Below are 22,671 nucleotides of genomic sequence, written 5' to 3'. Positions count from 1 at the left end.
CCGTGAAAACGCTGACCGACAACTGGTCGACCTACTGGGACGGCTTCCTCGGCACGCTCTCGCTGTTCGCGGTGAGCGCCGTGCTGTCACTGGTGCTGGGCGTGCTGATCGCGGGGTTCCGGGTCTCGCCCGTCCGGCCGCTGCGGGTGTTCGGGACGGTGTGGGTGACGCTGCTGCGCAACACGCCGCTGACCCTGCTGTTCTTCATCGTGGTGCTGGGGCTGCCCCGGTTCAACATCACCCTGCCCTTCTACACCTTCGCCGTGCTCGCCCTCGGCTGCTACACCTCGGCCTTCGTCTGCGAGTCGATGCGCTCGGGCATCAACACCGTGCCGACCGGTCAGGGCGAGGCGGCCCGCAGCCTGGGGATGAGCTTCGGGCAGACGATGGGCCTGGTGGTGCTGCCGCAGGCGTACCGCTCGGTGGTGGCGCCGCTCGGCAGTGTGATGATCGCGCTGGCGAAGAACACGGCGATCGCCGGTTCGTTCAGCGTCACCGAACTCCTGGGCACCTACCGGACCATCAACGAGCTGGGCTACAGCATCATCTGGACCTTCTTCTGGATCGCCGTCGGCTACCTGATCATCACCCTGGCCATCAGCGCCGTCTTCAACCTGCTGGAACGACGAGTGGCGGTGTCCCGATGACGGTCGAATCCTCGGCGCTGTACGACATCCCCGGCCCGAAAGCGCTGGCCCGGCACCGGCTGTACGGCGGGATCGCGTTGCTGCTGATCGCGGCGCTGATCGGCTGGGTCGTCTACATGCTGTTCCACACCCACCAGTTCACCTACGCCAAGTGGGAGCCCTTCGAGTACCGGGGCGTGCAGGACCTGCTGCTGCGCGGCCTGGGCAACACCCTGCGGGCTTTCGGCTGGACGGTGCTGTTCGCGCTGCCGTTCGGCGCGCTGTTCGCGGCGGGACGGCTGTCCGACCACCGGCCGGTGCGCTGGGTCGCCACGCTGGTGGTGGAGTTCTTCCGGGCCATGCCGCTGCTGGTGATGATCTTCTTCATCTTCGTCGCCCTCAAGGTGCAGCCGCTGTGGGCGCTGGTGGCCGGGCTGGTGCTCTACAACGGCTCGGTGCTGGCCGAGGTGTTCCGGGCCGGCGTGCTCGCGGTTCCCAAGGGGCAGCGGGAGGCGGCGTACGCGCTGGGCATGCGCAAGACCCAGGTGATGGCGTACGTGCTGGTGCCGCAGGCCAACCGGGCGATGCTGCCGGCCATCATCAGCCAGCTGGTGGTCGCGCTCAAGGACACCTCGCTCGGGTTCCTGATCACCTTCGAGGAGTTCCTGCACGCGGGCAAGCTGATCGCCACCAACCTGGACTACGACCTGCCGTTCATCCCGGTGGTGATGGTGATCGCGCCGATCTACATCGGGATGTGTCTGCTGCTGTCCTGGCTCGCCCGCTGGGTCGAGCGGCGCAGCCGGCGCAGCCCGAGCGTGCGGGGCGGGGCGCCGGTGGCCAAGGCGGGGGTGGCGATGGGGTTGCCGCCCTCGGCGCAGTCGTGAGTGGTGGGCTTCCCATCGGGACGGGGAGGCCGGGGCGGTCCTGTGCGCGCGGGGAGGCCGGGGCGGTCCTGTGGGTGGGGACGCTGGTTCGGGACTGAACCATAGGTGCGGATGGGGTCGAAGCCGAGACCTCCAAATTCCTCTTATGATTGCGAGGGCAGGCGGCAGACGACCGGGCGGAGGGGCCATGGAGCCGGTGTTCGACTCGCGGCACATCAGGACGTTCCACGAAGTCGTCCGGGCCGGTTCCTATTCGGCGGCGGCCCGGGAACTCGGCTACACCCAGCCCGCCATCACCCAGCAGATGAAGGCCCTCGAACGCACCGTCGGCGTCCCGCTGTTCACCCGCGCCGGGCGCGGACTGCGGCTCACCGAGGCTGGCGAGGCGCTCTCCCGGCACGCCGAGCTGATCCTCGGCAGCCTCTCCGCCGCCCAGCAGCAGCTCGCCGCGCTCGCCCGGCTGCGGGCCGGGCGGGTGCGGGTCTGCGCCTTCCCCAGCGCCAACGCCACCCTGATACCCGAGGCGATGGCCCGGCTGCTCGCCGAGCACCCGGGCGTCCGGGTCGAGCTGCTGGAGGCCGAGCCGCCGGACTCCGTCCAGCGGCTGCTGCGCGGGGAGTGCGACATCGCGCTGGCCTTCCGCTATCCCGGCCAGGCGACCGAGGTGCCGGACGGCCTGGACGAGATCCCGTTGATGGAGGACCTGCTCACCGTGCTGCTGCCGGTCGGGCACCCGCTCGGCCGCCGGCACGCCGTCCGGCTGGTCGACCTCGACGGCGAGCGCTGGATCGCCGGCTGCCCGCGCTGCCGGGCCAACCTGCTGCACGTCTGCGCGGAGGAGGGCTTCGCGCCGGATATCGTGTTCTCCACCGACGACAACCTCGCGGTGCAGAGCCTGGTCGCCGCCGGCGTCGGGATCGCGCTGATGCCCGCGCTGGTGCTCTCCTTCATGTGCCACCGCAAGGTCACCGGGCGGGCCGTCGAGCCGCACCTGCGGCGGCAGGTGAGCGCGTACGTCCTGCGCGAGCACCGGCGGATCCCGGCCACCGGGCTGGTGCTCGACCACCTGCGGCAGGCGGCGGCGAGCCGGGTCGGGTGCTGAATCGGGACGCACCCATAAGCAGGTATGGGGGTAATGCTTAGGAACCCTCCTTGGACGTGATAGGTCAGTAGGTCCCAACCTGCTGGTATGACACCCCCAGCCACGGTCGGCAGCGACCGGCTCACCGAGCGGATGACCGCGCTGGTCAGTGAGATCCGCGCCGTCGTGGACCGCGGACTGCCCCCCGAACTCACCGCGTACCTGGTCGGCGAACGCCTCGCCCTGCACCTGCACGCCACTGCCGACGGGCCCGACGCGCTGCTCACCCCCGCCCAGCGCGAGGGCGACCCGCAGCGCTACCGCCAGCACGTCCTGCACGCCGAGGCCGACGGCAGCTTCTCCGTCGTCGCCCTGGTCTGGCTGCCCGGCCAGCACACCCCGATCCACGATCACGTCTCCTGGTGCGTGGCCGGCGTCCACCAGGGCCAGGAGAGCGAGACCCGCTACCGGCTGGTCTCCGACGGGCGCAGCTCTCGACTGGTCGAGACCGAGCACGTGGCCGGCCCGGCCGGGACGGTCGCCGCCTTCGCCCCGCCCGGCGACATCCACCTGGTGCGCAACGCGTGCAGCAGCACCGCCATCTCCATCCACGTGTACGGCGCGGACGTCTCGCGGCTCGGCACCAGCATCCGGCGGGTCTACCAAATGCCCGCGGACCAGGAGCGGTGAGCGGCGGCGTGTCACTGACCCTCCGGGAGCGGGCCACCCGCACCCGCTCACTTCCCCCGCTCGGCGGGGACGCCCCCGGTCTGCTGCTCGCGGCGGTCGGGGTGGCCGCCGCGATCGCCGTCCACGCGGCCGTCCCCGCCGTGCCCAAGCTCACCGCCGCCGTCGTGCTCGGCATGGCGGCGGCCCACCTGCCCGGGCTGCGCCCGGTGGTCCGCGGGGTCGCCAGGCCCGGGCTGTCCACCGCCGGGAAGCGGCTGATGCGGCTCGGGATCGTGCTGCTCGGGCTCAAACTCAGCCTGGACGACGTGCTCGGCCTCGGCTGGGCCACCGTCGCCATGGTGCTCACCGTGGTCGCCGCCACCTTCGCCGGCACGATGTGGCTCGGCCGGAAGCTCGGACTGCCCGGGGACCAGCCGCTGCTGGTCGCCACCGGCTACTCGATCTGCGGGGCCTCGGCGATCGGCGCGGTCAGCCAGGCGGCCGGCAGCGAGGAGGAGGACGTCGCCTCCTCGGTCGCGCTGGTCACCCTGTGCGGGACGCTGGCGATCGCCGTACTGCCGCTGCTGCAACACCCGCTGGGGCTCGGTGAGATCGAGTTCGGGCGCTGGGTCGGGGCGAGCGTGCACGACGTCGGGCAGGTGGTCGCCACCGCGCAGACCGGCGGGCCCGGCGCGCTGCGGGAGGCCGTGCTGGTCAAGCTGATGCGGGTGGTGCTGCTGGCGCCGCTGGTCGCGGGCGTGGCGGTGGTGGCGCGGCGCAATCTGCGCCTTGCGCGCGCGGGTGCGGTGGACGGTGTCGTGGGTGAGGCCGGTAAGGCCGGTGGGGCCACGACCGGCAGCCGGCCGCCGATCGTGCCGCTGTTCGTCGCCGGGTTCCTGGCGATGATCGTGCTGCGGACCACCGGGGTGCTGCCCGACCGGGCGCTCACCCTGGCCGGGGACGCGCAGGAACTGCTGCTCGCCGCCGCGCTGTTCGGGCTCGGCAGTGCGGTGCACCTGCCGACCATGGCGCGGACCGGCGGGCGGATCGCGCTGCTCGGCCTCGGCTCGTGGGTGGTCGTCGCGGGCGTGTCGTACGCGGGGGTGCTGATCACGACCTGACGGGGGCGGCGTGCGGGTGGGCCGGGCCCCTTCGTGGGCCCGGCCGCGGCGGACTCGGTTATTGTCGGGCGGGTGATCGTCCCTACGGGGACGGCCAGCTGCCGAGTCAGTCGAGGAGGATGCATGACCACCGCACTGCCCGAACGGGACGGCCACGAGGCCGTCGTCACGCTCGACCGGCGGGAGGGCCCGTACGGTGAGGTGGTACTGCGGCAGCGCGGACGGCACCACGAGATCATCGCCAACGGCTGCTTCCTGATGGACACCGCGGACGGGCGCTCCGAGCGGCTGCTGGTCCAGGCGGCGCTGGACGAGCTGGACCGCACCGGGGAGGGTGTGGCCGTGCCGTCGGTGCTGATCGGCGGGCTCGGGGTCGGCTTCTCGCTCGCGTACGCGGTGGCCGAGCCGCGCTGGGGGCGGATCGCGGTCGTCGAGCGGGAGAGCGCGATCATCGAGTGGCACCGCTCCGGCCCGCTGGGCGCCTACTCCTCCGGTGCCCTGGACGACGAGCGGGTCGCGGTGATCCACACCGACCTGCTGGAGTACCTGGCGGCGGCCGACGGTGAGCGCTACCACGCGCTGTGCCTGGACATCGACAACGGGCCGGACTGGACCGTCACCGACTCCAACTCCGGCCTCTACGGGGCCGACGGGCTCGCCGTGCTGTGGCACCGGCTGCAGCCGGGCGGGGTGCTGGCGGTGTGGAGCGCCCAGCCGTCGTCGGACTTCGAGGAGGCGCTGCGAAACGCCGGGTTCTCGGACGTCGTCACCCAGGAGATCCCGGTCAGCCGGGGGGTGCCGGACGTGGTGCACCTGGCGCGGCGCGGCGGCTGAACGGGCCTGCTGCTCACGCTCGTTGGGGGTGGGCCGGCTGCTAGCGTGTGCGCTGCGGTGCACTAGTGCGGTCGAGCGGGCGGTGGTGGGTGTGGTGGACGGCGGGACGCCTTCGGAGCGGATCACGGACGAGCTTCGACGCCGGATTGCGGCAGGGGAGCTGAAGCCTGGCGCCCGCGTGCCGTCGACCCGGCGGATCATGCGGGAGTGGGGCGTCGCGATGGCCACCGCGACCAAGGTGCTCAACCGGCTCCGGGAGGAGGGGTTGGTGCGGGCCGTGCCCGGGGTGGGGACAGTGGTGGCGGCGGCGCCGACTGCGGCTGTGGCTTCTGGCGGGGCTGCGGGTTCTGTTCCGGCGGGTGCGGGGGCGGCTTCTGCTCCAGTTCGGGAGGCGGGGCGGGCGGCGGCTGCGACGGGTCCGAGGGGTCCGACGGCCGAGGCCGGGCCGACCGGCGCGACGGCCGGGGCGGGGGTGCGGCGGGCCAAGGGCGGGGAGCGGGACCTCGGCCGGGAACGGATCGTCGCGGCGGCGGTGCGGGTGGCCGACGCGGAGGGGCTGGCGGCGCTGTCGATGCGCCGGGTCGCCACCGAGCTGGGCGTCGCGACCATGTCGCTCTACCGTCATGTGCCCGGCAAGGACGAGCTGTTGCGGCTGATGATGGACAAGGTCTTCGGTGATCAGCCGATCCCCGAGGGGCCGGTGCCGGACTGGCGGACGGGGCTGGAGGAGGTCTCCCGGCTGCAGTGGCGGATCTACCGGACCCACCCGTGGCTGGCGTCCACGATGTCGTTCACCCGGCCGGTGCTGGCGCCGGACGCGGCGCTGCACACCGAGCGGGCGATGGCGGCGCTGGTGGGGACGGGACTGAGCGGGGAGGAGATGGCCCAGACCTCGGTCAGTCTGGCGGCCTTCACCTGTGGGCTGGCGGTCCACTTCGAGCGGGAGGCACAGGCCGAGCAGGACAGCGGGTTGTCCGCGGACGAGTGGATGGACCGGCTGGACGACGAGGACCATGACCGGTTGATGGCGGACCCGGAGCGGTTCCCGATGTTCGACGCGCTGAACCGGGGGCCGGAGATCGACCTGAGCCTGGAAGCGCTGTTCGAGTTCGGGCTGGCGCGGATGCTGGACGGGGTGGGGGCGTTGATCGAGGTGCGGGGGAGGGCGGGAGGGAACGGGTGACGACCGGGCTCCTCACCCGACCGTCACCCGTCATCTCTCGGCCGCCAGCCGTCAGCCGAACGGCCGGTGCTCCGGTTCCGCGGCGGCCTCGGCCGCTGCCTCCGGTGCGTCCGTCGTCGTGGGGACGCCGGAGATCCCGAAAGGGTCGAAGTCCGGCGGGGGGATCATCACCGGAGTGCCCTTGCGGGGAGCCGGCTCCGCCCCGCCCGTCGCGGCGGACGCCACCGAGGCGGCCTGGGCCGGGATCAGCGGCGGGGTGGTGGGCGGTGGCGGGACGGCTGGGCCCTGGGCGGCGACGGTGGTGCCGAAGGGGTCGGGCTTCTGCTCGGAGGCGACCGTCGTCCCGAACGGGTCCGGGGCCGCCGTGCCTGCGGTGGGCTGGGCGGCGGGGTCGTTCGTGGCCGCGGCGGTGCCCGCGATGCCGAAGGGGTCGAAGTCCGGCGGGGGGATCATCACCGGAGTGCCCTTGCGGGGAGCCGGCTCCGCCCCGCCCACCGGGGCGGCCGGTGCCGCCTCCTCGGCGACGGGCGCGAAGGGGTTGAAGTCGGCGGGGGGGATCCGCACCGGAGTGCCGCGCAGGTGCACCGGCAGTTCCTCCGGCTCCGCGACGGGCTCCGCGACGGGCTCCTTCACCGCCGGAGCGGCGGGCGCGCCCGGCGTCGCGACCGGCTCGCCGTCCCAGCCGAACTGGATGCTCTTCAGCAGCTCCGCGAACGCCTCCGTGTAGAACTCCCAGTCCTCCGGCCGGGCCGTTGACAACTGGGCGCACAGCACCGTCCCGCTGTCCGGCAGCGGTACGAAGGCCTCGACGGCGGAGGTGACCACCCAGCGGCGCTGTCCGTCGGCCGCCAGCGCCCCGGGCACCGGGACGGTCCGTCCCTCGACCAGGACGGCGGCCGGCCCGGCCGGCAGCAGGACCGTCCAGACCTCGGCGTGCCGCCGGACGGTGGCCAGTTCGGTGGCGAGCGCGGTGATCGGCAGCGGGTGCCGGGCGAGCGAGATGACCAGGGTGGCCTCGGAGGCGCGCCCGTCGAGGTCCAGGGCGCACATGCCCGCGTAGCGGACGCCCGCGTCCTGGATCAGGTCGGTCAGGGTCGCGGCGATCACCGCGAAGTCGCGGCGCGGCTCCCGGCCGGTGGCGCTGAACAGCTCGTCGGCGACCTCGGCCAGGTGGCCGGTCAGCTCGACGGCCGCCGCCACGGTGGCCCGGTCGGCGCCGTCGCCGTCCGGGGTGTGGTCGCCGTCGAGCGGGAGCGCGGGCACCGTACGGGCGGAGGCCCCGGCCGGTCCGCCGGGGGAGGTGAGCGCGTGGAAGCCCGGGGGGACGACCAGCCGGACTTCGGTGCCCGCGCCGGTGGCCAGTTCGACCGGCCGCCGGGTCTGCTGCCCGGCCGCGAGCGCGGCCAGTGCCGGGGCGAACGACGGGCGCAGCTTGGCGTCGGCGAACTCGCCGGTGACGGGCAGCTGGAACAGCGCGGCCGAGGTGGTGCCCCGGTCGGCGATGGCGCCGCGCACCGCGCCGCCGCCGTAGCGGTTGAGCAGGGCGGCGGTGACCCGGTCGGCGACGCGTGCGCCGGTGCCGGGCCGGGCCGTTCCGGCGGTGATCACCGTGCCGAGCCGGTCGAGGGCCTGGTGCACCGGCCCGTTGGGCGCCATCGGCAGGCCGAACAATGCCTCGGCGGCGGGGTGTTCAGCCGGTTTCGGGCTGCTCAGCGCGACCGCTGGGTGGCGCGAGGTGTGCTCGTCGAAGAGGGCGTCGGTGAGCGTGCCGAGGGTCGCGCAGACCTGCTCGGCTGCCGCGAAGGGGTTGGCCTCCGCACTGAACTGGACGTCCTGGGTCAACTGGTGAGCCCCCCGCTCTGCTCCGTCTGCTGTCGGTGGTTCGGGTGGGACCGGGCCCGCCCGGGCGGCGGTCCGTCAGGTCCCCGCCCATTCCTATCAGAGCCCACCGTCGTCACCGAACCGCAGGATCACCCGATGATCACTCCGAGGAGGCCTCGGCGGGACCCTCGGCGGCCTGGGCGGACGGTTCGTCCACGGGCCCGGTGGCCGGTGGCTCGGTGGACGCCTGCTCGGTGGGCGGTGGCTCGGGGGGCGGCACGGCCGTGGCCAGTGCGGTGAGCGCGTCCAGGATGCCGGGGACGGCCAGCAGTCCGGCGAGGTCCCGGACCAGCCGTCCTGACGGCCCGTCGGGCCGCTCGTCGGCGAAGAACGAGGCCAGCTCGGCGGCCAGCGCGGGCTCCCGCGCCGCGGTGAGGGTGAGCGAGGCGACGAACTCCTGCACCAGGTGCAGCTGCAGCTCCTCCAGCGGGACCGACCGCTCGGCCAGCCACTCCAGCGAGGTGATCTCGGCGTTGGCGATCCAGGCCCGGACGGTGAGCCGCAGCCCGGGGCTCGGGGAGGGGATCGCCAGGTGGGCGAGGATCTGGTCGTGCGCGGCCCGGCGCACGTCGTCGATCACCGCCGAGGTGCCCGCGCTGGCCGCCACCGAGCCGCCCCGCAGCAGCGCGGCGAAGCCGGGCCCGTGGCTCTGCACGAAATCCAGGTAGCGGCCCATCACTCGGTACAGCCGCTCCGAGAGCGGGCCCTCCATCGGCTCCTCGAACCGCGCCGAGAGCTCCCGCCCGGCGCGCCGCAGGGACGCCTCGTACAGCGCCTGCTTGCCCGGGAAGTAGTGGTAGACCAGCGGCCGGGAGGCGCCGGCGGCGGCGGCGATGTCGTCGATCGACACCTCCTCCGGTGGGCGCCGGCTGAACAGCTCCAGCGCCACGGCGATCAGCTGCTCGCGCCGTTCGTCCACGCTGAGCCGTCGGCGCGGCCGGTCGGCGGCGGCTCCCGGGGCGGGCGCGGTTCCCCGGTCGGGTGCGGCGGCGGTCCGTGCTGCGCGGTCGGCCGTCGGCGACGGCGTGCGGGGGGCCATGCACGTCAGCCTATCCGGCAGCCGTCCGCGGGCCCATGCGGCCCGTCCTGCCGACCGGTTCCCGGCCGGGCGGCCGGAAGGGAACGGCCAGGCCCCGGCTATTCGGCGCGGAGCTCCAGGTACCGGCGGTACGCCTCCAGGCCGTCGGGGACGAAGGTGTCGCGGGCGAGGCGCTCGGACAGTTCGGCCGGGGTGAGCCAGGCGTGCCAGGCGACCTCGGACTCCTGGGGGGAGACCGGGCCGTCCCACTCCGCCTCGTACATGTCGCACCACCAGGAGAGCTTGCCGCCGTCGGGCTCCCGGAACAGGAACTTGAAGAGCGGGCGCGGGGCGATGCCCCGCACGCCGAGCTCCTCCTCGGCCTCGCGGACGGCGGCCTCGGCGTAGGTCTCGCCGGAGCCGACCACGCCGCCGACGAACATGTCGTACGCCCCGGGGGAGAACAGCTTGGTGTCGGTGCGGCGGTGGACGAAGATCCGGCCGGCCCGGTCGCGGACCATGACGAAGACGCAGCGGTGGGTCAGGGCCTGCCGGTACACCTCCCCGCGCAGCGCCGTCCCGATCACCCGGTCGTTGTCGTCGACGATGTCCAGCAGCTCTTCGGAAGGGTCGGTCATGGACGACAGGTTAGGGTTTCGGGGCCCGCTTCGAACGCGGGACCGATCGATTCGGCGGCGACGAGCGACCTGAGGGCGGCACGCGGTGGTGGAGATCTGGGGCGAGACGGCCGAGGGATTCGAGCCCGTACGGGAGGCCTTCGCGCGGAACTTCGCGGAGTACGGCGAACTGGGCGCGGCCTTCGCGCTGTACCTGCGCGGCCGCAAGGTGGTCGACCTGTGGGGCGGTGACGCCCGGCCCGAGGTCGGCGGGCGGCCCGCGCCCGCGGTGCCCTGGACGGCGGACACCGCCCAGGTGCTGCGCTCGGTCACCAAGGGTCTGAGCGCGGCGACCGCGCTGCTGCTGGCCGAGCGCGGACTGCTCGACCTGGACGCGCCGGTGTCCTCGTACTGGCCGGAGTTCAAGGCGGCCGGCAAGGAGGCGGTGCCGGTGCGTTGGCTGCTGTCGCACCAGGCCGGAGTGCCGGCGCTGGACGTGCCGCTGCGCCTGGAGGACGTGCTGACCTGGGAGCGCGCCGTCGCCGCGGTAGCCGCGCAGGAGCCCGCCTGGGAGCCGGGGGCGGCGCACGGCTACCACCCGTACACCTTCGGCTGGCTGGTCGGTGAGGTGGTGCGCCGGGTGAGCGGTCGGACGATCGGACAGTACTTCGCCGAGGAGATCGCCCGGCCGTTCGAGCTGGACCTGTGGATCGGACTTCCGGCCGCCGCCGCGCCCAGGGTCGGCAAGCTGGTCGACCTGCCCGCCCCGGAGGCGGCCCGGAGCGGCCCGAGCGGCTTGCGGCTGCGGCCCAAGCAGTCCGTCCAGGACGCCTACCAGGACCCGACCTCGCTGACCGCCCGGGCCTTCGCCTCGGTGCTGCCCGGGGTGAACATGAACGACCCGGCGGTGCAGGCCGCCGAGATCCCCGGTGCGAACGGCATCGGCACCGCCCGTTCGGTGGCCCGGTTCTACGCGGCGCTGATCGGCGAGGCCGACCGCCCGGACGGCTCCGGCGCGCTGCTGCCGCCGCTGTTCGGCCCGGAGGTGCTGGCCCGCGCGGTCGGGCCGGCGGTGAACGGCCCGGACCGGGTGCTGATCGTCAACTCCACCTTCGGCCTGGGCTTCTGGCGGCACGGGCCGACCGCGCCGATGGCCTCCCCGGCGAGCTTCGGCCACCCGGGCCGGGGCGGTTCGCTGGGCTTCGCCGACCCGGAGCTCGGGCTCGGCTTCGGTTACGTCACCAACGGCATGCAGCCGGGCGTCACCGGGGACGTGCGGTCGCGCAACCTGATCCGCGCGGTGCGGGGGTGTCTGGGGCTGAGCGTCTAGCCCGGGCGTCAGGCCTCCGGCTTCGGGCCCCAGGGCTCGGGTCTCAGGGTTCAGGCCTGGCCGGTCTCGAAGCGGCTGATCTTCCCGCCGTCGACCGTGAAGCGCCAGGCGGTGCGCATCGCGCCCCAGGTGTCATTGGTGAACTCGGCGACCAGCGCGTGGCCGCCGTCTGACTCGGTCTGGACGGCCATGCGGCCGCGCGAGGAGAAGATCTCCCGCTCGGTCCAGTCGGCGAGGTCGCGGTCGGAGCCGTCGTCGGACATGGTCGCGCCGGGGGTGAGGGCGGCGGTGAAGGCGTCGCGGTCGCCGGCGTTGATGGCGATCACGAAGGCGCGTACGGCGGGGTCGGTGAGCTTGGCGGGGGCGATGGTCATGCCGGACTCCCTGGGAGGGGTTGCGGAACGGGGAGTCCTGTCTACGGCGTTCGCGCGGGCCGTCCGGGCATGTCGGCGGCGCGTCGGGGAAATCAGCGGATTCATGTGCTTAGATCCCGCAAAGGGTGATTTGCCCGGTAGGCCCGCCACGGGGAGTGGCGGTGGAGCGGGAGGCCGGACGAGGTCTCCCGCTCCACTTTCTGTCCGGGGAACCGGCGGCCTGTCCGGGGAACCGGCGGTCTGTCCGGGGGACGGCTTTCCGTCCGGGGAACGGCCTAGAAGAAGCCGACCGCGTCGGTGGAGTAGCTGACCAGCAGGTTCTTCGTCTGCTGGTAGTGCTCCAGCAGCGCCTTGTGGTTCTCCCGCCCGATGCCGGAGTTCTTGTAGCCGCCGAAGGCCGCGTGCGCCGGGTAGGCGTGGTAGCAGTTCGTCCAGACCCGGCCCGCCTGGATGGCGCGCCCGGCCCGGTGGGCGGTGTTGATGTTGCGGGTCCACACGCCGGCGCCGAGCCCGTACTGGGTGTCGTTGGCGAGCGCGACCGCCTCGTCGAAGCCGTCGAAGCGGGTGACCGAGACGACCGGCCCGAAGATCTCCTCCTGGAAGACCCGCATGCTGTTGACGCCCTCGAAGACCGTCGGCGTCACGTAGTACCCCCCGGCCAGCGAGCCGCCGAGGTCCGCCCGCTCGCCGCCGACCAGCACCTTGGCGCCCTCGGCCTGGCCGATCTCGAAGTAGGAGAGGATCTTCTTCAGCTGCTCGGCACTGGCCTGCGCGCCGACCTGGGTCTCGGTGTCCAGCGGGTCGCCCTGGCGCATCGCGCGTACCCGGGCCAGGCCGTCGCCGAGCAGCCGCTCGTAGACCGGGGACTCGATCAGCGCGCGGCTGGGGCAGGTGCAGACCTCGCCCTGGTTGAGGGCGAACATCGCGAAGCCCTCGACGGCCTTGTCGTAGAAGGCGTCGTCGGCGGTGGCGACGTCGGCGAAGAACAGGTTCGGGCTCTTGCCGCCGAGCTCCAGGGTCGCCGGGATCAGGTTGTCGGCGGCGGCCCGGGCGATCAGCCGGCCGGTGCCGGTCTCGCCGGTGAAGGCGAGCTTGCGGACCCGGGGGCTGGCCGCCAGCGGGGCGCCGGCCTCCTCGCCGAAGCCGGTGACGATGTTGAGCACACCCGGCGGGACCAGGTCTGCGGTCAGCTCGGCCAGCAGCAGCACCGAGGCCGGGGTCTGCTCGGCAGGCTTGAGGACCACCGCGTTGCCGGCCGCGAGCGCCGGGGCGATCTTCCAGATCGCCATCAGGATCGGGAAGTTCCACGGGATGATCTGGCCGACCACGCCCAGCGGCTCGTGGAAGTGGTACGCCACGGTGTCCTCGTCGAGCTGGGAGAGGCTGCCCTCCTGGGCCCGCAGCGCGCCGGCGAAGTAGCGCAGGTGGTCGACGGCGAGCGGGAGGTCGGCGGCCAGCGTCTCGCGGACCGGCTTGCCGTTCTCCCAGCTCTCGGCGACGGCCAGTTGCTCCAGGTTGGCCTCCATCCGGTCGGCGATCCGCAGCAGCACCTGCGCCCGCTCGGCGGCGGAGGTGCGGCCCCAGGCCGGGGCGGCGGCGTGGGCCGCGTCGAGGGCGGCCTCGATGTCCTCGGCGGTGCCGCGGGCGACCTCGGTGAAGACCTCGCCGGTGACCGGGGTCGGGTCGCCGAAGTACTCGCCGCGCACCGGGGGCTTCCAGCCGCCGGCTATCCAGTGGTCGTACCGGGAGCGGTAGGCGACGATGCTGCCGGGTGCGCCGGGGGGCTGGTAGACCGTCATGCTCTGTGTCTCCTCGCGACGTCGGGCGCCCCCGGCGCCGATCGGGCGGGGGCGGCACGCCGGACCGCCGCCCGGTCGGGGGCGGTCCGGCGGGAGGGTGCGGACACGCAGTCGGGCCGGCGCCCCGCCGGGGCGCCCGCCGACGAGCACGATAACCGCCGGGCGCGCGTGCGGCTACGGTCCGTACCACCGGCTCGTACGGACGGTGTGCGTTCCGGATGTCGCCGGGCCGGACGCCGCGGGCCCGGGCGTGCGCGGGGGGCGCGTTCACCGTCTCGCGGACCCCGGGTATGCATCAGGGCGCGGGGGCGCGCGCATGGGGTCGCGCCGGATCGCATCGGACCGGGGCGGCGCGCGGCAGGTCGGGCCGCGCCGTCCCGGACGGCACCGGAGGCCGGCGGGCGGCGTCTGAGGGCCTCGGACGCCGGCGCGCCGACGGTCGGGGGTCGGGTCAGACCGCGTGGTACCGGCCGGTGCGGGCCTCCCAGCTCAGGTAGCCGGCCAGCCAGGTGAGCAGTCCGTCCGCGTACCGCTGGGCGATCGCGCGTTCGATCCTGGACAGCCCCAACTCCCGGTAGACGTCCGGGAGTCGCTCGTGCAGCTCGGCGCAGCGCTCGACCATCAGCTGGGCCTCCGCCATCACCGCGGAGCAGGCCTCCTCGGCCGAGCAGTGGCGCTCGCGCTGGACGATCATGACCAGGTTGTTGACGTCACCGCGCGGGGCTTCCAGCGGGAAGGAACGCACGTCGTTGCTGAGCGACGGTATGTCGGCCGCCAGCTGCCGGAGTTGACGCAGCACCGGGTGGTGCAGGACGGAGGCGGGGACCTCGAACTGGCCGAGCCGTTCGACCATGTCGAAGATCGTCTCCATGGCCGCGGTGCCCCGTCTGAGCTCCAGGTAGCCGTCCCGGTCCGGTGGCCGGGTGGAGATCCGGCCCGCCGCCTCGGCCGGGTGGCTGGCGAAGTAGTACTCCCAGTTGTAGGCGGCGCGGGCCTGCCAGCGGGCGGGCATGCCGCGCACGCTCCGGCTCCAGAGGTCGGCGAATGCGGTCTCCACCGGGGAGCGCTGGTCGGGGCGGGCGCCGTGCAGGACGGCGATCAGCCGCTCGCAGATCGGGGCGACCTCGGTGGGGCGGCGGCCGAGCGGGCCGTCGAACTGGTCGTCGAAGAGGAAGTAGAAACCCATCAGGTCGGCCGCCAGGGCGAGTTCGTCCGGTCCGGCGTCCGGGTAGCCGAGCGCGGCGAGGTCCACCACCTCCCAGTGGGCGTAGCCGGGGTGATCGGCGTCGGGGAGCAGCGGGTGGCGGATCAGCCAGTCGCGGTGCAGGGCGGTGGCGTACCGACCGTGCGGACTGCGTCGGTGCGGGAACGGAATCTGAAGTGAGGTGTCGTCAGACATCGGACTCCCGGTGCAGCGGTGGGTGGGGGCGCTTGTGGTTCGATCACTGGGCGTGGGGGAGTTGACGCAGCGAGGCGCACGGGGTGAGGGTGGGTGCGCAAGATCATCCGTGCCTCGCGGGCCGTAGGGTATCTGATGCAATGATCGGACGTTAGGGATATAGGGCAATTGCCCTTGGCAAGCCGTCCGAACCCTCGCCGTCCGCCCCAGCCTGCGCGAATGCCGCACAGTCGGCCGAACGCGGCGCTAACCTCGGCTCCACGAACAGTGATGGACCGGCTCCGCGCGCGCGACGGGTGGAGCCGTGCCGCGAGCGGGTGAGGCGGAGGCACGTCGGTGACCGATCAGGGCAACGAACTTCGGACGGGAACCGGTTCCGAGCGGAACGAGGACGATCCCGCCCCCCGGATCCGGCTGCGCGACCGCGACACCGAACTGCGCTCCGTGGAGGCCGCCGTCGACCGGCTCTGCCGCGAGTTCGCCGCCGGCGGCACCGAGATCGGCGAACTGCTCGCCTTCTCCGGCCGCCCCGGCATCGGCAAGACCAGCCTGCTGCACGAGGTCCGGCGGATCGCCAGCCTGCGCGAGGGCGCCACCGTGCTGTTCGCCCGCGGCGGCGAACGGCAGTTCAAAGAGCCGTACCACGTGCTGCGCCAGCTCCTCCAGCCCGTCCTGACCCGGCTGGAGCCCGACGAGTTCGGCCAGGTCATGGGCACCTGGGAGGAGGTCGTCGGACCGGCCATGGGCCTCAAGCAGCCCAAGGCCGGCGCCCGCCGCCTCGATCCCCAGGGCGTGCGAGACGGCCTCGACTACGTGCTCACCCAGCTCGCCCCGCGCCGCGCGCCGATGGTGATGATCGTCGACGACCTGCACTGGGCGGACGCCGAATCGCTCTCCTGGCTCGCCAAGTTCGCCGTCCGGTCCGGCGAACTGCCCGTCCTGCTGGTCTTCGCCTTCCGCGAGGACGAGAACGACTGGCCCACCGAGACCCAGGACCTGCGCCGGGGCGTCCTCAACCTCGCCAGCCGCAAGCACGAGCTCAGCCGGCTCACCCTGAACTCCGTCACCGACATGATCCGCGCCGAACTCGGCGACCGGGCGGAGGACGCCTTCTGCTACGAGTTCTGGAACGTCGTCAACGGCAACCCCTTCGAGGCCGTCGCCCTGCTCGACCAGGTCCGTGACCAGGAACTCGAGCCGGTCGAGGAGAACTCCCGGCAACTGCGCGAACTCGCCGTCGACGCCACCGGGATGACCCTCAAGAGCTGGCTGGACCGGCTCGGCCCCGCCACCCTGCGCTTCGCCTGGGCCTGCGCGATGCTGGGCACCGACATCCGGATCGACCTCGTCACCCGGATCTCCACCCAGAGCGCCGAGGCCGCCCGGGAGTCCATCAAGCAGCTGCGCAAGCAGCGCGTGCTCACCCAGTCCCCCAACGGAAACCTCGAGTTCGTCCACCCGCTGATCGCCAGCTCCATCTACAACACCATGCCGGAGGCCACCCGGCTCGGCATGCACGGCATCTCCGCCGTCGAGATCGAGAACGCCGGACTCGGCCTGCTCGCCGCCTCCCGCCACCTGGTCGAGACCCACTCCGGCGAGGGCGACGACCGGATCGTCAAGAAGCTGCGCCGCGCCGCCGTCGAACACCAGCTGATCGGCGCCCCCGAGGCCGCCCAACGCTGCCTCCACCGCGCGCTCAACGAGCCGCCCGCCGACGACATCAAGGCCGAGGTGATGTACGAACTCGGCTGCTCCGCACTGCTCACCGACCCCGTCGCCACCGTCAACCAGCTCAAGCTCGCCCTGGACCCCGACGAGGGCCCGCTGCGCCCCGAACTGCGGGTGGACGCGACCTTCCGGCTCTCCGAAGTGCTCGCCCACAGCGGTGAACTGGGCCAGGCCGCGCTGGTCTGCCAGAAGGAGGCCGAGCAGACCCCCGACCCGGTCCGGCGGCAACGGCTGCAGGCCGCGTCGTTCATGTGGCACGCCTTCCGCAAGTCCGAGGAGGACGGCCCCGGCCGCTCCGCCCGGCTCGCCGAGCTGTACGAGAACCTGACCGGCCGGGAGGCCGCCGACCGGGCCGTGCTCGTCATGCGCGCCTGGGACCTCACCCTGCGCGGCGAGCCCTCCACCGAGGCGCTCGCGCTCGCCGACGAAGTCCTGGAGGGCGGCCGGCTGCCCAAGGGCCTCGGCTGGACCGACACCACCTGGGGCTTCGAACTGCCCGCGATGCTCTGCCTCACGTACATCTACAACGACCGCATCGCCCAGGCCGAGCGGCTGGCCGCGGACGCCATCATCCAGTTCGAGCTGGCCGGTTGGAGCGGTGCCCACCGGGGCTTCGCGTACTTCCTGATGGGGCTGGCCCGGTTCCGCCGCGGGCTGCTCGCCGAGGCCGAGGACTTCCTGGGCCGGGCCTACCGCATCTCCGAGCGGATCGGCGCCAAGCTGCCGCTGGCCTGGGACGCCGTGGGCGTGCTGGTGGACACCCTGATCGCCCGCGGCCGGGTCGAGCAGGCCTGGGAGCTGGCCAACGAGTTCGGCTTCCATCCGCCGTACCACGCGACGGCCATGGTGCTACCGGACGCCGCCTCGCTGTACGGCAAGCTGCTGGTCGCCAAGAACCGCTACGCCGGCGCGGCCGCCGCGCTCACCGAGGCCGGAGCCCAACTGGAGGTCCGCGGCTGGCACAACACCGTCTGGGCGCCGTGGGCCGGGCACCTGGCCGTCGCGATCTCCGCCGACGAGCCGGAGCGCGCCCGCGACTACGCCCACAAGGCCGTCCGGGACGCCCGCAAGTTCGGCACCGCCTCGGCGATCGGCAGCGCGTTGCGGCTGCAGGCGCGGATCGAGGACGGTCAGCAGGCGGTGGAGGTGCTGGAGCAGGCGGTCGAGCACCTCGGGCAGTCCCCGGCCGGGTACGAGCACGCCGTCGCGCTGGTCGACCTCGGCGCCGCGCTGCGCCGGGTCGGGCGGCTGGAGGACGCCCAGGAGTACCTGTACCAGGGCATCGAGCTGGCCCAGCACTGCTCGGCGGAGAAGCTCGTCGACCGGGCCCGGCGGGAGCTGGCCAACTACGGTCTGCGGCCCAACCGGTTGGGGCTGCACGGCTTCGGGGAGACGCTGGAGGCGCTCAGCGGGCCGGAGCGGGAGGTCGCCGACCTGGCGGTCAAGGGCGTTCCGCCGCAGCGGATCGCGGAGGAGCTCGGGGTGCACCTGAGCCTGGTCAACCGGCGGTTGGCGGCGGTCTACCGCAAGGCGGGCACCGGGCCGGACGGGCTGGCTTCGGCGCTGGGGCTGCGGCCGGAGCGGGGCGGCGAGGAGCCGGGGGCGTAGCGGCTCGGGGGGCTGCCGACCGGCGCCCCGTGGGCGGTAGCTCGCGGTGGCGTTCGGGCGGCGCGCGGAGGCGTGAGAGCGCCCCTGCCGGGCCCGCCCTCGCTAGGCTGACGGACACCACGGGGGGCCGCCTAGACGCCCCCCGGACGGAACGGGACACCGGGCGGAAGCGGCGGCACCGCTGCCGCCAGTGAGGAGCAGGCCATGGCGAGCGAGGCCACCAGTGTGCGCCGCGAACCCCTCGACCCCTCGGGCGCGGGCGCGGCGATCCAGCGCTGGACGCTGACCGCCGGCCCGTACGAGGCGAGCGTGCTCACCCTCGGCGCCACCCTGCACACCCTCAGCGCTCCGGACCGCGCCGGGCGCACCGCCCAACTGCTGCTGTCCACCGACGAGTTGGCGCAGATCCTGGGCCCGGCCCGGCACTACGGCACGGTGGTGGGCCGGTACGCCAACCGGATCGACGGCTCCAGCGTCACCATCGAGGGCGAGGAGCACCCGCTCGCCCCGACCGGCGGCGGCCTCACTCTGCACGGCGGGCCGGACGGCTTCGCCCAGCGGATGTGGGCGGCCGAGCCGGTCGAGGGCGGGGTGCTGCTGAGGCTCCACAGCCCGGACGGCGACCAGGGCTTCCCGGGGGCGCTGGACGTCACCGTCACCTACACGCTGTCCCACACCCCGGGCACGGGTGGCGAGCTGGTGATCGACTACCGCGCCGTCACCACCAAGCCGACCGTCGTCAACCTGACCAACCACGCGTACTTCAACCTCTCGGGTGAGGGCAGCGGCGACGTCCTGGGCCACCTGCTCACCCTGGACGCCGACGGGTACACCCCGGCCGACGAGCGGCAGATCCCGTACGGGCGGACCGAGCCGGTGGCCGGCACGCCGTTCGACTTCACGGTGGCCACCCCGATCGGCAAGTCGGTGCACGACGAGCACCCGCAGCTGGCCGGCCCGGGCGGCTACGACCACAACTGGGTGCTGCGACCCCGCCCGGCGGACGGCGGCCCGGCGCGGGCGGCGCTGCTGGAGGACCCGGTCAGCGGCCGCACCCTGGAGGTGCTGACCACCGAGCCGGGTGTCCAGGTCTACACGGCGAACAAGTTCCAGGGCGCGGTCACCGGTGCGAGCGGGGTGCCGTACGGGCCGTTCGCCGGGATCGCGCTGGAGACCCAGCACTTCCCGGACTCCCCGCACCACCCGGCCTTCCCGAGCACCGTGCTGCGGCCGGGGGAGGAGTTCCGCTCGACCACGGTGCTGCGGCTGGGCGTCAGCTGATCGGTGCAGGTCCCGGTGATCAGCGCAGGTCCCGGCGCATGCAGAGCCGGGGCCAGCGGTCGAGGCCGTGCTCGGCCTCCTGGCGGCGGATCCCGCGCAGGCCGGGGGTGAGTTCGGCGTCGGTCAGCGGGCGGAAGCCGCAGCGGGCGTAGTAGGGGGCGTTCCAGGGGACGTCGGCGAAGGTGGTCAGGGTGAGTGCGGGGGCGTCGGTGCCCGCGGCGAGGTGCTCGATCAGGGCCCGGCCGATGCCCTGCCGGGCGTGGTCGGGGTGGACCGAGACCTGCTCGACGTGCAGCGCGCCGTCCACCGGTTCGGCCAGCAGGTAACCGGCGATGCTGCCGTCGGGCGCCTCGGCGACCAGGGCGGTGCCGTGCTGCAGGTAGCGGGCCAGGTCCTCCGGGGCGGGGGGTGCGTCCTCGGCGACCTCGGGCATCCCGATCTCCGCGAAGGGGGCTCCGGCGGCCCGCTCCAGTTCGCCGAGCAGGGGCAGTTCGTCCTCGGTGACGGCTCTGATGCGCATGCGCACCAGTCTGCTGCAAGCGCCTTCCGGCCACGCAGGGTGGTTCTGTCGGCCGGTCCGGATCGGGGTGAAACGGACGAAGGCGGACATTGCACCGCGCCGTCAACTACCGTGCGGCCACGCCCAGGACACGCGGGCGTAACGATCCCGGTTTCTTGCAGAAACTTGCTGCAAGACCTTTCCGTTGATCTTGCGCCGCTGTTAACTTCCTTCCCGAGCCCGACGGCAGCAACGGTGCGGTCGGCACGAGGCAGCCATTATGCGCCTGTCTCCGAACATCTCGGGCACCCCCACCCTCCCTAGGAGTTCTCATGCGGCGTGGCATCGCGGCCTCTGCCCTCGTTGTGGCCCTCGCGGTCTCGATGGCTGCCTGTGGCAGCAGTGGCGGCTCCGGCTCGGACGGCAAGGCCGACGGCCCGGTCACTCTCACCTACTGGGACACGTCCAACGCCACCAACGAGGCTCCTAACTACCAGGAACTGGTCAAGAAGTTCGAGGCGGCCAACCCGAACATCAAGGTCGACTTCGTCAACGTGCCGTTCGACCAGGCGCAGAACAAGCTGCAGACGGCCATGGGGGCCAAGGGTGCGCCCGACGTCTTCCGCTCCGAGGTCGGCTGGACCGCCGCCTTCGCCAAGGCCGGCTTCCTGGAGCCGCTGGACGGCACCCCGGCCGCCGCGGACGCCTCCGCCTTCCAGCCCAGCCTGATCCAGCAGGCCAAGTACGAGGGCAAGCTGTACGGCGTCCCGCTGGTCACCGACACCCTGGGCCTCCTCTACAACAAGGACCTGTTCGCCAAGGCCGGCATCACCGACGCCCCCAAGACCTGGGACGAGCTGAAGACCGACGCCGCCGCCGTCAAGGACAAGGCGGGCGTGGACGGCTTCTGGATGAAGGCCGCCGACGGCTACTACGCGATGCCGTTCCTGTTCGGCGAGGGCACCGACGCGGTCGACGCAGCCAACAAGAAGATCACCATCACCTCGCCCGAGGCCGTCAAGGGCATCGAGACCTACAAGTCGATGTTCACCTCGCCCGGCACGGCCAAGGCCGACGTCACCACCGACGCCTACGCCCACATGATGGACGCCTTCAACAGCGGCAAGGTCGCGGCGATCATCCAGGGCCCGTGGGAGATCACCAACATCTACAAGGGCTCCGCGTTCGCCGACAAGAAGAACCTCGGCATCGCCCCCGTCCCGGCCGGCTCCAGCGGCAAGGCCGGCGCCCCCACCGGCGGCCACAACATCGCCGTCTACGCCGGCGCCGACAAGGCCCACAAGGCCGCCGCCGAGAAGTTCGCCGCCTTCATGACCTCGGCCGAGAGCCAGGCCTTCATCGCGCAGAAGAACTCCACCCTGCCGACCCGCTCGGACGCCTACACCGCGGACGTCAAGGCCGACCCGGGCATCGCCGGCTTCCAGGCCATCCTCGGCAGCGCCAAGCCGCGCCCCGAACTGCCCGAGTACAGCTCGCTGTTCGACTCGCTCGGCACCAACCTGGGCAAGACCGTCCAGGGCACCGGCACCCAGGACGCGCTGAACACCGTGGCCACGGACTACGCCAAGCTCCTGCCGGGCTTCGCCAAGTAGTCACCACCGCCCGGCCCGCCGACCCCGGCGGGCCGGGCCGTCGGCTCCCCCGAGAAATCCCCCCGAGAAGGTGCAAACGATGTCAGTCGCCGTGCAGGGCGCCACCGGCAAGGGCAGCCGGGAGCGCGATCAGCGTCCGGGTCCGCTGGAACGCCTCAAGCGCTCCTACGCGAGGCACTGGTACGCCTACGCGATGATCGCCCCGGTCGTGCTGGTGCTCGGCGCACTGGTGTTCTACCCGCTGGTCCAGGGCATCTGGCTGACCCTCACCGACGCCAACAGCCTCAACGTCGCCCGCAAGATCGGCGTCAACGAGATCCCGGCCAGCTACCAGTACATCGGCTTCCACAACTACGCCGACATCCTCTGGGGCCCGGGCTCGTACGACCGCTTCTGGTCCCACTTCGTGTGGACCATCGCCTGGACGGTCATCTGCGTCTGCCTGCACTACACCCTCGGCCTCGGCCTCGCCGTACTGCTCAACAAGAAGCTGCGCGGGCGCGCCGCCTACCGGATGATGCTCATCCTCCCGTGGGCCGTCCCGACCTTCGTCACGGTCTTCTCCTGGCGTCTGATGCTCTCCGACGGCGGCGTGGTCAACACCCTGCTCTCCACCCTGCACCTGCCCGAGCCCGGCTGGCTCACCGACCCGTGGGCGCAGAAGGCGGCCGCGATCCTGGTCAACACCTGGGCCGGCGTGCCGTTCATGATGATCTCGCTGCTCGGCGGGCTGCAGTCGATCCCGGCCGAACTGTACGAGGCCGCCGAGATGGACGGCGCCACCCGCTGGCAGCAGTTCCGGCACATCACCCTGCCCGGGCTGCGCAGCGTCTCCTCCACCGTCGTGCTGCTCGGCGTGATCTGGACGTTCAACCAGTTCAACGTGATCTTCCTGCTGTTCGGCAAGGGCGCCCCGGACGCCCAGCTGCTGGTCACCTGGGCCTACCGCCTGGGCTTCGGCCAGATCCCCCGGGACTACGCCGGGTCCGCCGCGTACGGCGTGATCCTGCTGTCCATCCTGATCGTCTTCACCGCCTTCTACCGGCGCTGGCTCGCCCGCAACGAGCAGGCCAACGGCTGAGGCCCCGGACCGAGTCCACCCGGACCCCAGCCGACCCCC

19 protein-coding genes and 1 pseudogene are annotated in these 22,671 nt (G+C 72.9%); 13 read left to right on the top strand and 7 right to left on the bottom strand.

The features are described from left to right. Nucleotides 1-2: 2 nt before the first annotated feature. The 8 genes and pseudogenes from ACZ7BZ_RS05340 to ACZ7BZ_RS05305 all read left to right on the top strand — a co-directional run bounded on the left by ACZ7BZ_RS05340 (nt 3) and on the right by ACZ7BZ_RS05305 (nt 6,401). A complete protein-coding gene (locus ACZ7BZ_RS05340) occupies nt 3-647 on the top strand; it encodes an amino acid ABC transporter permease (RefSeq protein WP_470357199.1) in 645 nt (214 codons plus the stop codon). Next, entirely contained in the window at nt 644-1,513 is an 870-nt protein-coding gene (locus ACZ7BZ_RS05335; protein WP_380453215.1) for an amino acid ABC transporter permease, read from the top strand. The genes ACZ7BZ_RS05340 and ACZ7BZ_RS05335 overlap by 4 nt, the downstream gene beginning before the upstream one ends. Nucleotides 1,514-1,709: 196 nt before the next feature. Next, entirely contained in the window at nt 1,710-2,615 is a 906-nt protein-coding gene (locus ACZ7BZ_RS05330) for a LysR family transcriptional regulator (RefSeq protein ID WP_380453304.1), read from the top strand. A gap of 87 nt (nt 2,616-2,702) precedes the next feature. Then, nucleotides 2,703-3,284: a cysteine dioxygenase family protein gene (locus ACZ7BZ_RS05325; protein ID WP_470357198.1), complete on the top strand. Its 582-nt coding sequence runs from the start codon at nt 2,703-2,705 to the stop codon at nt 3,282-3,284. Nucleotides 3,285-3,298: 14 nt separating this feature from the next. Beyond that, entirely contained in the window at nt 3,299-4,384 is a 1,086-nt protein-coding gene (locus ACZ7BZ_RS05320; RefSeq protein ID WP_470357535.1) for a YeiH family protein, read from the top strand. 123 nt (nt 4,385-4,507) lie between these two features. Further along, nucleotides 4,508-5,218, top strand: a complete 711-nt coding sequence (locus tag ACZ7BZ_RS05315) for a spermidine synthase family protein (protein WP_470357197.1) — start codon at nt 4,508-4,510, stop codon at nt 5,216-5,218. Nucleotides 5,219-5,246: 28 nt separating this feature from the next. Further along, nucleotides 5,247-5,507 (top strand): annotated as a pseudogene (locus tag ACZ7BZ_RS05310) (winged helix-turn-helix domain-containing protein); the annotation flags it as partial. 183 nt (nt 5,508-5,690) lie between these two features. Beyond that, nucleotides 5,691-6,401, top strand: a complete 711-nt coding sequence (locus tag ACZ7BZ_RS05305) for a TetR/AcrR family transcriptional regulator (RefSeq protein WP_470357534.1) — start codon at nt 5,691-5,693, stop codon at nt 6,399-6,401. 51 nt (nt 6,402-6,452) lie between these two features. Here the strand turns inward: ACZ7BZ_RS05305 and ACZ7BZ_RS05300 are convergent, their stop codons facing one another. The 3 genes from ACZ7BZ_RS05300 to ACZ7BZ_RS05290 form a co-directional block, all read right to left on the bottom strand. Continuing rightward, the gene (locus ACZ7BZ_RS05300) at nt 6,453-8,243 is read right to left on the bottom strand and encodes a hypothetical protein (protein ID WP_470357196.1); all 1,791 of its coding nucleotides are present in this window, start codon (nt 8,241-8,243) and stop codon (nt 6,453-6,455) included. 139 nt (nt 8,244-8,382) lie between these two features. Beyond that, nucleotides 8,383-9,321: a TetR/AcrR family transcriptional regulator gene (locus tag ACZ7BZ_RS05295; RefSeq protein ID WP_470357195.1), complete on the bottom strand. Its 939-nt coding sequence runs from the start codon at nt 9,319-9,321 to the stop codon at nt 8,383-8,385. 98 nt (nt 9,322-9,419) lie between these two features. Further along, a complete protein-coding gene (locus ACZ7BZ_RS05290) occupies nt 9,420-9,938 on the bottom strand; it encodes an NUDIX hydrolase (RefSeq protein WP_470357194.1) in 519 nt (172 codons plus the stop codon). A gap of 85 nt (nt 9,939-10,023) precedes the next feature. Here ACZ7BZ_RS05290 and ACZ7BZ_RS05285 point away from each other — a divergent pair, with 85 nt between their 5' ends. Continuing rightward, on the top strand, nt 10,024-11,247 hold the full coding sequence (locus ACZ7BZ_RS05285; protein ID WP_470357193.1) for a serine hydrolase domain-containing protein: 1,224 nt from the start codon (nt 10,024-10,026) through the stop codon (nt 11,245-11,247). 50 nt (nt 11,248-11,297) lie between these two features. Here ACZ7BZ_RS05285 and ACZ7BZ_RS05280 read toward each other — a convergent pair whose 3' ends face one another. The 3 genes from ACZ7BZ_RS05280 to ACZ7BZ_RS05270 form a co-directional block, all read right to left on the bottom strand. Beyond that, nucleotides 11,298-11,621: a nuclear transport factor 2 family protein gene (locus tag ACZ7BZ_RS05280; RefSeq protein WP_380453200.1), complete on the bottom strand. Its 324-nt coding sequence runs from the start codon at nt 11,619-11,621 to the stop codon at nt 11,298-11,300. A gap of 275 nt (nt 11,622-11,896) precedes the next feature. After that, complete coding sequence (gene exaC, locus ACZ7BZ_RS05275; protein WP_470357192.1) at nt 11,897-13,420, bottom strand: acetaldehyde dehydrogenase ExaC; 1,524 nt, start codon at nt 13,418-13,420, stop codon at nt 11,897-11,899. 451 nt (nt 13,421-13,871) lie between these two features. Beyond that, on the bottom strand, nt 13,872-14,819 hold the full coding sequence (locus ACZ7BZ_RS05270) for a terpene synthase family protein (protein ID WP_380453196.1): 948 nt from the start codon (nt 14,817-14,819) through the stop codon (nt 13,872-13,874). 336 nt (nt 14,820-15,155) lie between these two features. Here ACZ7BZ_RS05270 and ACZ7BZ_RS05265 point away from each other — a divergent pair, with 336 nt between their 5' ends. Together ACZ7BZ_RS05265 and ACZ7BZ_RS05260 are read left to right on the top strand one after the other, a co-directional pair. After that, entirely contained in the window at nt 15,156-18,158 is a 3,003-nt protein-coding gene (locus ACZ7BZ_RS05265) for a helix-turn-helix transcriptional regulator (RefSeq protein ID WP_470357191.1), read from the top strand. Between the two features lie 204 nt (nt 18,159-18,362). Further along, nucleotides 18,363-19,439, top strand: coding sequence for an aldose epimerase family protein (locus ACZ7BZ_RS05260; RefSeq protein WP_470357190.1), 1,077 nt, complete (start codon nt 18,363-18,365; stop codon nt 19,437-19,439). A 19-nt stretch (nt 19,440-19,458) separates the two neighbouring features. Here ACZ7BZ_RS05260 and ACZ7BZ_RS05255 read toward each other — a convergent pair whose 3' ends face one another. Continuing rightward, nucleotides 19,459-19,959, bottom strand: a complete 501-nt coding sequence (locus ACZ7BZ_RS05255) for a GNAT family N-acetyltransferase (RefSeq protein ID WP_470357189.1) — start codon at nt 19,957-19,959, stop codon at nt 19,459-19,461. 311 nt (nt 19,960-20,270) lie between these two features. Here ACZ7BZ_RS05255 and ACZ7BZ_RS05250 point away from each other — a divergent pair, with 311 nt between their 5' ends. Both ACZ7BZ_RS05250 and ACZ7BZ_RS05245 read left to right on the top strand, forming a co-directional pair. Further along, nucleotides 20,271-21,551, top strand: a complete 1,281-nt coding sequence (locus ACZ7BZ_RS05250; protein WP_470357188.1) for an extracellular solute-binding protein — start codon at nt 20,271-20,273, stop codon at nt 21,549-21,551. A 79-nt stretch (nt 21,552-21,630) separates the two neighbouring features. Next, on the top strand, nt 21,631-22,632 hold the full coding sequence (locus ACZ7BZ_RS05245) for a carbohydrate ABC transporter permease (RefSeq protein ID WP_380453188.1): 1,002 nt from the start codon (nt 21,631-21,633) through the stop codon (nt 22,630-22,632). Nucleotides 22,633-22,671: the final 39 nt, after the last annotated feature.

The organism is Kitasatospora sp. NPDC036934 (assembly GCF_055608425.1).
The sequence above is the reverse complement of the archived record's forward strand: the minus strand, read 5'-3'. Positions and strand labels throughout refer to the sequence as shown.